This is a genomic window from Bradyrhizobium sp. 190 (assembly GCF_023073415.1).
In the GTDB taxonomy this organism is placed as follows: Bacteria; Pseudomonadota; Alphaproteobacteria; order Rhizobiales; family Xanthobacteraceae; genus Bradyrhizobium.
Genome location: NZ_JADPJL010000065.1, coordinates 201,089 through 212,352 on the forward strand (window position 1 = coordinate 201,089; position 11,264 = coordinate 212,352).

Here is an 11,264-nt window from a genome sequence, read left to right on the forward strand (position 1 = left end):
TCAGTCCGTCACCTTTCCGACCATTTTTCGACGTTACGCGGCTGATGTCCGCGGCAAGGAGCCCATCATGATCGGTTTGGTTCGCGCCACGGTGATTTGCGCCACGCTGGCGCTTGGCCTGACGGCGGCGGGCGCCGCGGACAAGGCGTTCAAGCGCGACGAACTGGCCGATTCGGCCGTCAAGCTGGAGGCCCAGATCAAGAGCGAGGCCGGGCCGGTCGCCAAATCCTCCGCGACACTGCGCAACGACGCCGATGCCGCCTTCAAGCGTTCCGACTTCCGCGTCGGCCTGCAGATCCTCGGCCAGATCGCCGCCACCACGCCCGAAGACAGCGCCAATTGGCTGAAACTCGCCAAAACCATCTTCCAGATCCGCGCCGCCAGTTCCAGCGAGCAGACCTTCCTGTACGAGCGCGCCTCGACCGCGGCCTACATTGCCTATCAGCGCGCCGGCAACCAGGCCGAGGAGGCCGATGCGCTGGCCGTGCTGGGCCGGGCGATGTCCGAGCGCAAGCTGTGGCGTCCGGCGCTGGATGCGTTGCGGCTGTCGCTCGACATGCGCGAGGTCGCCGAGGTCCGCGGCCAGTACGAGAAGATGCGCGACCAGCACGGTTTCCGGCTCTTGGACTACACCGTCGATTCCGACGGGGCCTCGCCGCGGGCCTGCTTCCAGTTCTCCGAAGACCTCGCCAAGCGGGTGGATTTCGCGCCCTTCGTGGCGTTGGCCGGCACCGACAAGCCGGCGCTGACGAGCGAGGGCAAGCAGCTCTGCGTCGACGGGCTGAAGCATGGCGAGCGCTACAACGTCAACCTGCGGGCCGGCCTGCCGTCCACGGTTAAGGAATCCTTACCGAAGTCGGCCGAGTTCAACATATATGTCCGCGACCGCAAGCCGTTCGTGCGCTTTACGGGCCGCGCCTATGTGCTGCCGCGCACCGGCCAGCGCGGCATCCCGCTGGTCAGCGTCAACACGCCGTCGGTGAACGTCAACGTGTTCCGGATCGGCGACCGTAACCTGATCAACACGGTGGTGGACAGCGATTTCCAGAAAACGCTCTCCAGCTACCAGCTCTCGGATTTGGGCAACGAGCGCGGCGTCAAGGTCTGGTCCGGCGAACTTGCGACCGCCAGCACGCTGAACCATGACGTGGTGACCGCGTTCCCGGTCGACCAAGTGCTCGGTGACCTGCAACCGGGTGTCTATGTCATGACGGCCGCGGCCAAGGGTCCCGGCAGTGGCGACGATGACGGTACGCTCGCGACGCAATGGTTCATCGTCTCCGACATGGGCCTGACGGCGTTTTCCGGCAATGACGGCATCCATGTGTTCGTCAATTCGCTGGCTTCGACTGAGGCCGTCGCCAAGGCCGAGGTGCGGCTGGTCGCGCGCAACAACGAGATACTCGCCACCCGCAAGACCGACGATGCCGGGCATGTGCTGTTCGAGGCGGGGCTGGCGCGCGGCGAGGGCGGGCTGTCGCCGGCCTTGCTGACGGTCATGAGCGACAAGGCGGACTATGCCTTCCTCAGCCTGAAGACCAATGCCTTCGACCTCACCGACCGCGGCGTGTCGGGCCGGGTGGTGCCGGCCGGCGCCGACGCCTTCGTCTATGCCGAGCGCGGGGTCTACCGGTCGAACGAAACCGTCTACCTGACCGCGCTGCTGCGCGATGGGCAGGGCAACGCGATGGCGGGCGGGCCGCTGACGCTCGTGATCGAACGGCCGGATGGCGTCGAATTCCGCCGCGCTGTGCTGCCGGATCAGGGCGCGGGCGGGCGATCCATGGCCGTGTCGCTCAATTCGGCGGTCCCAACCGGGACCTGGCGGGCGCGCGCCTTTACCGATCCCAAGGGCTCGTCCATTGGCGAAACCACCTTCATGGTCGAGGACTACATCCCCGAACGGATCGAATTAGACGTCTCGGCCAAGGAGAAGATGATCAAGGCTGAGACGCCGGTTGAACTGAAGGTCGCGGGCAAGTTCCTCTACGGCGCCCCGGCCTCGGGCCTGCAGCTCGAAGGCGACATGCTGGTAGCCCCAGCAGCCTCGGGGCGGCCGGGCTATCCCGGCTACCAGTTCGGCGTGGGGGACGACGAGACTGCCAGCAACGAGCGTACCCCGATCGAGAACCTGCCGGAGGCCGACGCCAATGGCGTGGCGACCTTCCCGGTGTCGCTGGCTAAGGCGCCGACGTCCACCCGGCCCCAAGAGGCGCAGATCTTCATCCGCATGGTGGAGACCGGCGGCAGGGCGGTCGAGCGCAAGCTGGTGCTGCCCGTGGCGCCGCAGGCGGCGCTGATCGGCATCAAGCCGCTATTCGGCGACAAGAGTGTTGCCGAGGGCGACAAGGCTGAGTTCGACGTCGTATTCGTCGGTCCCGACGGCAAGCAACTTTCGCGGGATGGTCTGCGTTACGAATTGCTGAAGATGGAATCCCGGTATCAGTGGTATCGGCAGAATTCGTCCTGGGAATATGAGCCGGTCAAGTCGACCAAGCGCGTCGCCGATGGCGACCTGACGCTGACGTCGGACAAGGCGGCGCGGGTGTCGCTCGCGCCGCAGGCTGGCCGCTATCGCCTTGACGTGAAATCGACCGAGGCGGATGGCCCGGTCACGTCGGTGCAGTTCGACGTCGGCTGGTACTCCGACGGCAGCGCCGATACGCCGGACCTGCTGGAAACCTCGGTCGACAAGCCGGAATACGCGTCCGGCGACACCATGGTGGTGTCAGTCAATGCCCGCACCGCTGGCAAGCTCACCATTAACGTGCTCGGCGACCGCCTGCTGACGACGCAAACCGTCGACGTCAAGGAAGGCACCCAGCAGGTTAGGCTTACCGTCGGCAAGGACTGGGGCACGGGCGCCTATGTGCTGGCGACGCTGCGCCGTCCACTCGATGCGGCGGCGTTGCGGATGCCGGGGCGGGCGATCGGCTTGAAGTGGTTCGGCATCGACAAGAAGACGCGCACGCTGCAGGTCGCGCTGTCGCCGCCACCCCTGGTGCGGCCCGGCACAAACTTAAAGATTCCCGTCAAGCTCGGCGGGCTCAATCCCGGCGAGGACGCCAAGATTGTCGTCGCCGCGGTCGATGTCGGCATTCTCAATTTGACCAACTACAAGCCGCCGGCGCCGGATGATTATTATCTCGGCCAGCGCCGCCTGACGTCCGAAATCCGCGACCTCTATGGGCAATTGATCGACGGCATGCAGGGCACGCGCGGTCAGATCCGGACCGGCGGCGATGGCGCCGGCGCCGAGCTGCAGGGTTCGCCGCCCACGCAGAAGCCCTTGGCGCTCTATTCGGGGATCGTCACGGTCGGCGCCGATGGCACTGCCGAAATCAGTTTCGACATTCCGGAATTCGCCGGCACCGCGCGGGTGATGGCGGTGGCGTGGAATTCGACCAAACTCGGCCGCGCCACCATCGACGTCACGGTGCGCGATCCCGTGGTGCTGACGGCGACGCTGCCGCGCTTCCTGCTCAATGGCGACAAGGGCACCATGAGTTTCGACCTCGACAATGTCGAGGGCGCGCCGGGCGATTACAGCATCAGCGTCAAAACGTCGGGCCCGGTGAAGGTGACGGGCAATCCGACCGCCACCGTGAAGCTCGCGGCCAAGCAGCGGACCTCTATGGCGCTGGCGCTCGATGCCGCCGGCGCCGGCACTGCCAGTCTCGACGTCGACATCAAGGGCCCGAACGGGCTGACGCTGGCGCGGCACTATGCGCTCGACGTCAAGGCGGCGACGCAGGTGCTGGCGCGGCGTTCGATCCGGACATTGGCCAAAGGCGAGAGCCTGACGCTGACGCCGGACATGTTCTCCGACCTGGTATCGGGCACCGGCAGCGTGTCGCTGTCGGTGGGCCTCTCCACTGCGCTCGATGCGGCGACCATTCTGAAGGCGCTGGATCGCTATCCGCACGGCTGTTCCGAGCAGATCACCAGCCGCGCGATGCCGCTGCTCTATGTCAACGACTTGGCAGCGGGTGCGCATCTGGCGATGGATACCGCGGTCGACCAGCGCATCAAGGACGCCATCGAACGGCTGTTGGCGCGGCAGGGCTCGAACGGCTCGTTCGGCCTGTGGTCGGCCGGCGGCGACGATTCCTGGCTCGATGCCTACGTGACCGACTTCCTGACCCGCGCCCGCGAAAAGGGATTTGCGGTGCCGGATGTGCTGTTCAAGAACGCGCTCGACCGCATCCGTAACTCGGTGGTCAACGCCAACGAGCCGGAAAAGGACGGCGGCCGCGACCTGGCCTACGGCCTCTACGTGCTGGCCCGCAATGGCGCGGCGCCGATCGGCGATCTTCGCTACCTCGCCGACACCAAGCTCTCCAATCTCGCCACGCCAATCGCGAAATCGCAGCTCGCGGCAGCGCTCGCCTTGGTCGGCGACAAGACGCGGGCGGAGCGGGTCTATGGCGCGGCGCTGGATGCGTTGGCGCCGAAGCCTGTGCTCGAGTTCGGCCGGGTCGATTACGGCTCGGCGCTGCGCGATGCGGCGGCGCTGGTCTCGCTCGCCAGCGAAGGCAATGCGCCGCGGGCGACGCTGACGCAGGCTGTGCAGCGGGTCGAAGTGGCGCGGGGCCTTTCGCCCTACACCTCCACGCAGGAGAATGCCTGGCTGGTGCTGGCCGCGCGTGCGCTGTCGAAGGAGACGCTGGCGCTCGACATCGACGGATCGCCGGTGAAAGCCGCCGTCTATCGCAGCTACAAGGCCGAGACGGTGACCGGCAAGCCAGTCAAGATCACCAACACCGGCGATGCGCCGGTGCAGGCGGTGGTCTCGGTCTCGGGTTCGCCGGTTACCCCGGAGCCGGCGGCGTCCAACGGATTCAAGATCGAGCGCAATTACTTCACGCTCGACGGCAAGCCGGCCGATGTTACCAAGGCCAAGCAGAACGATCGTTTCGCTGTGGTGTTGAAGATCACCGAGGCCAAGCCGGAATACGGGCACATCATGGTGGCCGATTATCTGCCGGCCGGTCTCGAGATCGACAACCCGCGGCTGGTGTCGTCGGGTGACTCGGGCACGCTGGACTGGATCGAGGACGGCGAGGAGCCGGAGCATACCGAGTTCCGCGACGACCGCTTCACGGCGGCCATCGACCGCGCTAGCGACGACAAGTCGGTATTCACGGTTGCCTACATCGTGCGCGCGGTATCGCCCGGCAAATACGTGCTGCCGCAGGCCTATGTCGAGGATATGTACAACCCCTCGCGCTACGGCCGCTCCGGCACGGGTACGGTTGAGGTGCGTCCAGCGAAATGAGCGATCAACTGAACCAGCAGGCTGGCGAGAAAGACGTGGATGGCCGGGACAAGCCCGGCCATGACGGCGATGGCAGCGGGCGCCGCCGCTTTTTCCGGATCGCAGTGGTTCTGGCCTTTGTGCTTATAGTAACCACCACCGCCTTCTCAGCCTGGGTCGTATCGCTCGGGCCGCTACCGCTGGAGCAGGCGCGCAAGGTTTCCACCACGATTGTCGACCGCAATGGCAAGCTGCTCCGCGCCTACGCGATGGCTGATGGGCGCTGGCGGCTGCCGGTCGACGCGAAGACCGCGGTCGATCCTACCTATCTCAAGCTGCTGCTGGCGTATGAAGACCGCCGGTTCTGGTCGCATGGCGGCGTCGATCCGCTGGCGCTCGGGCGCGCCGCGCTTCAATTCGGCAGCAGCGGCCACATCGTTTCCGGCGGCTCGACCATCACGATGCAATTGGCGCGGCTGATGGAGCCGCGGCGCGAGCGCTCGGTGTATGCAAAGCTGCGGCAGATGGTGCGCGCAGTCCAGCTCGAACGGCAATTGAGCAAGGACGAGATCCTCGATCTGTATCTCGCGCTGGCGCCGTTCGGCGGCAACCTCGAAGGCATCCGCGCCGCCTCCATCGGCTATTTCGGCAAGGAGCCGAAACGGCTTTCGCTCGCGGAAGCAGCATTGTTGGTCGCGCTGCCGCAATCGCCGGAACGCCGCCGGCTCGATCGTTATCCGGAAGCCGCCCACGCCGCGCGCGACCGCGTGCTGGCCCGGATGGTCGAGGATGGCGTGGTGTCGAAAGAGGACGCGGCGCAGGCGAGGGCAGTCGCGGTACCGCGGCTGCGCAAGCCGATGCCGATCCTCGCGCCGCATTCCTCCGATGCCGCGATGTTGACGGCGAAAGATGCGCCGCTGATCAAGCTGACGCTGGATTCGGGCCTCCAGAAAACGCTGGAGACGCTGGCGCGCGACCGCGCCGCGGCCCAGGGACCAAACATCTCGGTCGCGATCATCGCGGTCGACAATGAGAGCGGCGACGTGCTGGCCCGCGTCGGCTCACCCGATTATTTCGATGAGCGCCGCGCCGGGCAGGTCGACATGACGCGCGCGGTGCGCTCGCCGGGCTCGACACTGAAACCGTTCATCTATGGGCTCGCCTTCGAGGACGGCTTTGTGCATCCGGAGAGCCTGATCGACGACCGTCCCATTCGGTTCGGCTCCTATGCGCCGGAAAATTTCGACATGACATTTCAGGGCACGGTGCCGGTGCGCAAGGCGCTGCAGCTCTCCCTGAATGTGCCGGCGATTGCGCTGCTCGACCGGGTCGGATCGAGCCGGCTGTCGTCGCGGCTGAAGCAGGCCGGCGGCAATCTGGTGCTGCCGAAGGACGAAGCGCCGGGCCTTGCGATGGGCCTTGGCGGTGTCGGCGTCACCTTGCAGGATCTGGCGCAGCTCTACACAGGGCTGGCGCGGCTCGGCGCGGCGCGACCGCTGCGCGAGATCGTGCTGGCCCAAGAAAAAGATAAGGACGACCGCGAGCCTATGCGGCTGATGGACCAGGCTGCGGCCTGGCAGGTCGGCAACGTGCTGCTCGGAACACCGCCGCCGGAAAACGGCGTCCACAACAGGATCGCGTTCAAGACCGGCACCAGCTACGGCTATCGCGACGCGTGGTCGGTGGGTTTCGATGGCCGCATCACGATCGGCGTGTGGGTCGGGCGTCCCGACGGCGCGCCGGTGCCGGGCCTGGTCGGCCGCATCGCGGCAGCCCCGATCCTGTTCGACGCGTTTGCGCGCACCGGAAAGATCCCGGCAGCGCTGCCGAAGCCGCCGAAGGGCGCGCTGATTTCCAGCAATGCCAAGCTGCCGTTGCCGCTACGGCGCTTCCGCCCCGTCGGCGAACTGATCCGCACCGGAAACGATCAGATGCCGCGCATCCAGTTTCCCCTGAACGGCTCGCGGATCGACGTCGACCGTTCAGGCGGCGGGCAGGCCGCGCCGATGCCGGTCAAGGTTGCCGGGGGCGTGCTGCCACTGACCATCATGCTGAACGGCACCTCGGTGGGCGAGATCGACAGCCGGCGCCAGCGGCTGGTTGATCCGCCCGGGCCCGGTTTTGCGCGCCTGACGGTGATCGATGCGACGGGGGCGGCCGATACCGTCGTGATCCGGATACAGTGACGAAAAAGCGCCCAGTGACCACAGGTTAGGGGAATCTGTGGTGTTGTTTGCAGTGCGGTTTCATCGTATGCGAACAACATGGTGGAAACCTTCCAGCCCCCTCGCTTTGGAGCAGGCCAACAGCCTGTAAAACCTGCGCATTCCGGCCGCAGGCTGGCCGCGGCGTTCGATTACGCGACCGCGAGCCATTTTCGCGCCATCGTGTTCCTGGTGCTCTGCGGTATCGTGCTTTTCCTGCCCGGCTTCTTCAATATTCCGGCGATCGACCGCGACGAGGCGCGGTTCGCGCAGGCGACCAAGCAGATGGTCGAAAGCGGCGATTTCGTCGACATCCGCTTTCAGGACGACGTCCGCTACAAGAAGCCGGTCGGCATCTATTGGCTACAGGCCGCCGTGGTGGAAACCGCCTCGTCGCTCGGCCTGCCGCGGGCGCAGTTGCGCATCTGGCTCTATCGGATTCCCTCCCTGATCGGCGCCATCGGCGCGGTTCTGTTGACCTACTGGGCGGCGCTCGCCTTCGTCACGCGGCGCGGGGCCGCGTTGGCGGCGCTGATGATGTGCAGTTCCGTCCTGCTCGGCGCCGAAGCCCGGCTCGCCAAAACGGACGCGATGCTGCTGTTGACCGTTGTCGCAGCGATGGGGGCGATGGCGCGGGTCTATCTGTCCTGGCAACGCGGCGAGGACCCGGTGCGTCCGCCCTGGGCCGCGCCCGCGATCTTCTGGACCGCGCTCGCCGGCGGCATCCTGCTCAAGGGGCCGTTGATCCTGATGTTCGTTGGCCTCACCATCCTGGCGCTCGCGATCCTCGACCGCTCGGCGGCATGGCTGTGGCGGCTGCGCCCGGTCTGGGGGCTGATGTGGACGCTGGTGCTGGTACTGCCATGGTTCGTCGCGATCTTCTGGCGCGCGGGCGAGGCCTTCTTCTCCAATTCGCTCGGCGGCGACATGCTGAGCAAGCTCGGCGCGCAGGAATCCCACGGCGCGCCGCCCGGCCTCTATCTGCTGCTGTTCTGGGTCACGTTCTGGCCGGGCGCGGCGCTGGCCGGGATGGCGGCACCGGCGGTATGGCGCGCGCGGCGGGAGCCCGGTGCGCAATATCTGCTGGCGTGGCTGGTGCCGTCCTGGATCGTGTTCGAACTGGTACTGACCAAGCTGCCGCATTACGTGCTGCCGCTCTATCCGGCGATTGCGATCCTCACCGCCGGCGCGCTGGAGCGCCGCGTGCTGTCACGGTCATGGCTAAGGCGCGGTGCGGCCTGGTGGTTTGTCGTTCCGGCGGGGGCATCCGTGATCGCCGTCATCGGCGCCATCAAGCTGACGCATTACCCCGCATTTCCGGCCTGGCCTTTCCTGGCAGTGGCGATGATCTTCGGCCTGATCGCGTGGTGGATGTTCGAGGACAGCCGTGCCGAGCGCTCGTTGTTGCATGCCGTAATCGCGGCGATGTTTCTGGCGATCGGAATCTACGGCATCGTCGTGCCGTCGCTGACGACGTTGTTTCCGAGCGCCGAGGTCGCGCGTGCGCTTCGCAACGTGGTCTGCGTCGGGCCGAAGGCCGCAGCAGCCGGCTTCCACGAGCCGAGCCTGGTCTTCATGACCGGCACCGGCACGCTGCTCACCGACGGATCGAGCGCCGCCGATTTCCTCGGGCAGGGCAGTTGCCGTTTTGCGCTGGTGGAATCGCGCACCGAACGCGCCTTCGTTCAGCGCGCCGAAGCCATCGGACTGCGCTACAACGTGGCGAAGCGGATCGAGGGCTATAATATCTCGCAGGGAAAGGCGATCTCGATCGCCATCTTCCGCTCGGAAGGCACGGAGTAGGATGTCCGCAAACTCCGTGGTCGCCGAATCCCAGAATTATGCTTCGCGCTTCGTGAAGCTGGCGTGGCTGTCGCTGGCGCAGCTCGTGCGCTCGCCGTCACATTCGCGGCGCGCCGAGGCTGCACGGCGGGCGGCGCGACACGTGTTGTGGCTGTCGGCGGGTCTTGGCGCTGCAATCATCGTGCTGATGTACGCGATCGACGCGTGGGAAATCGCCCAGATGCCGAAACGCGGCACGCCATCGCTGTGGTGGGTCCGCATTCTCACCGATTTCGGCAAGGACGAATATGTGCTGGCGGTGCTGGCCGTATTGCTGGTCGCGATTGCGATCGTCTCGCCGGCCTTGCGCGGCATCCAGCGCTCGCTGTTGCTTGGTCTCGGAACGCGGCTGCAGTTCATTTTCTGCGCGGTCGCCGTGTCCAATCTGGTCACCGAAGTGCTGAAATATTGCATCGGCCGCGGCCGGCCGTTTGTCGGCGGCGAGGCCAATGCCTTTCACTTCTCGCACTTCGCGGGCAACCCGGCCTATTACAGCTTTCCGTCCGGCCACGCCACGACCGCCTTTGCGCTGGCTTTCGCCGTGTCGGTCGTTTGGCCCCAGGCGCGCCATGCGATGGCCGCCTACGCCCTGATCATTGCGGCGACCCGTCTGGTGCTGCTGGCCCACCATCCGAGCGACGTGGTCGCCGGCGCGTTGGTCGGGACCATCGGCGCGATGTTCGTGCGTTACTGGTTTGCGGCCCGGCGGCTCGGATTTGCGATCCAGCGCGACGGTAGCATTGTGTCCCTCGTTGGGCCCTCATACGGACGCCTCAAAAGGGTTGCCCGGGGCGCTTCCGCCCCATAAAAGCGGACGCCGCCTGACGGCCCGATACGCCCGGTTCCGGGGTCTCCCAAACCAACCAGACGAGTGCCGATTTGACACCTTCCGACACAGATGCGGTCGCCGTTTCCATCGTTGTGCCGGTGCGCAACGAAGCGGAGAACGTCGCGCCGCTGGTTGCGGAAATCGTCAGCACGCTCGACGGCCGATGGGTCTACGAAATCATCTATGTCAATGACGGCTCGACGGATGCGACCGCCGGTCGGCTGGCTGATCTGATGAAGCAGCACACTCAGCTTCGGCAACTGAAGCATGCCAACTCTTCCGGGCAATCGGCGGCAGTGCGCAGCGGGGTGCGGGCCGCGCGCGGCGCCATCGTGGCCACGCTCGACGGCGACGGGCAAAACAACCCGGCGTTCCTGCCGGACCTGATTTCGGCGGTCGAAAGCGGCGGCGGCCGCGTGGGTCTTGCGGCGGGCCAGCGGGTCGGGCGCAAGGACACCGGTTTCAAGAAGCTGCAGTCGAAAATCGCCAACCGCGTGCGCAAGGCAATTCTGAGCGACGGCACCCGCGACACCGGCTGCGGGTTGAAGGCGTTTCCGCGCGAGGTGTTCCTCTCGATGCCTTACTTCGACGGACTGCATCGCTTCCTGCCGGCGCTGGTGCGCCGCGAAGGCCTCGACATTGCCTATGTCGACGTGATCGACCGCCCGCGCCGTTCCGGCGTGTCCAATTACGGCTTCTTTGATCGGCTATGGATCGGGATCATGGATCTTGCCGGCGTGTGGTGGCTGATCCGCCGCAAGAAATCGACACCCGCCGCGACCGAGGTTCTCTGATGCTGATTCAATACGGCCAGGCGCTGGGCGACTATCTCTACGACGTCTTCGTTGCCAAATTCGACTTCTGGCTGGCTTTCGGACTGGTCGCGCAATTGCTGTTCACCGCGCGCTTCCTGGTGCAGTGGATCTCGAGCGAGCGCGCCGGACGAAGCGTGATACCGATCGCGTTCTGGTTCTTCTCGATGGGAGGCGGGCTGATGACGCTGATCTACGGCATCGCCAAACGTGAGCCTGTCATCATCGTCGGCCAGTCGATGGCCACGATCATCTACATCAGAAATATCATGCTGATCGTCAGGCATCGCGGCAAGGCGTCCAAGACGCTGGATCGTTGA

General features: G+C 65.9%; 6 protein-coding genes. All 6 read left to right on the forward strand.

Annotated features, from left to right (window positions below; translation table 11 throughout):
- Window positions 1-67: 67 nt before the first annotated feature.
- The 6 genes from IVB22_RS32890 to IVB22_RS32915 all read left to right on the forward strand — a co-directional run bounded on the left by IVB22_RS32890 (window position 68) and on the right by IVB22_RS32915 (window position 11,264).
- Window positions 68-5,278, forward strand: a complete 5,211-nt coding sequence (locus IVB22_RS32890; protein WP_247521315.1) for an alpha-2-macroglobulin — start codon at window positions 68-70, stop codon at window positions 5,276-5,278.
- The gene (gene pbpC / locus IVB22_RS32895; protein WP_247521316.1) at window positions 5,275-7,443 is read left to right on the forward strand and encodes a penicillin-binding protein 1C; all 2,169 of its coding nucleotides are present in this window, start codon (window positions 5,275-5,277) and stop codon (window positions 7,441-7,443) included. The genes IVB22_RS32890 and pbpC overlap by 4 nt, the downstream gene beginning before the upstream one ends.
- Before the next feature lie 78 nt (window positions 7,444-7,521).
- Window positions 7,522-9,264, forward strand: a complete 1,743-nt coding sequence (locus tag IVB22_RS32900; RefSeq protein WP_247521317.1) for a glycosyltransferase family 39 protein — start codon at window positions 7,522-7,524, stop codon at window positions 9,262-9,264.
- Between the two features lies 1 nt (window position 9,265).
- On the forward strand, window positions 9,266-10,111 hold the full coding sequence (locus IVB22_RS32905) for a phosphatase PAP2 family protein (protein WP_247521318.1): 846 nt from the start codon (window positions 9,266-9,268) through the stop codon (window positions 10,109-10,111).
- A 71-nt stretch (window positions 10,112-10,182) separates the two neighbouring features.
- Window positions 10,183-10,926: a glycosyltransferase family 2 protein gene (locus IVB22_RS32910; RefSeq protein WP_247521319.1), complete on the forward strand. Its 744-nt coding sequence runs from the start codon at window positions 10,183-10,185 to the stop codon at window positions 10,924-10,926.
- Window positions 10,926-11,264 carry a lipid-A-disaccharide synthase N-terminal domain-containing protein gene (locus IVB22_RS32915; RefSeq protein ID WP_247521320.1) on the forward strand — a complete coding sequence of 113 codons (339 nt, stop codon included), beginning with the start codon at window positions 10,926-10,928 and terminating at the stop codon, window positions 11,262-11,264. Before IVB22_RS32910 ends, IVB22_RS32915 begins: the two co-directional genes overlap by 1 nt.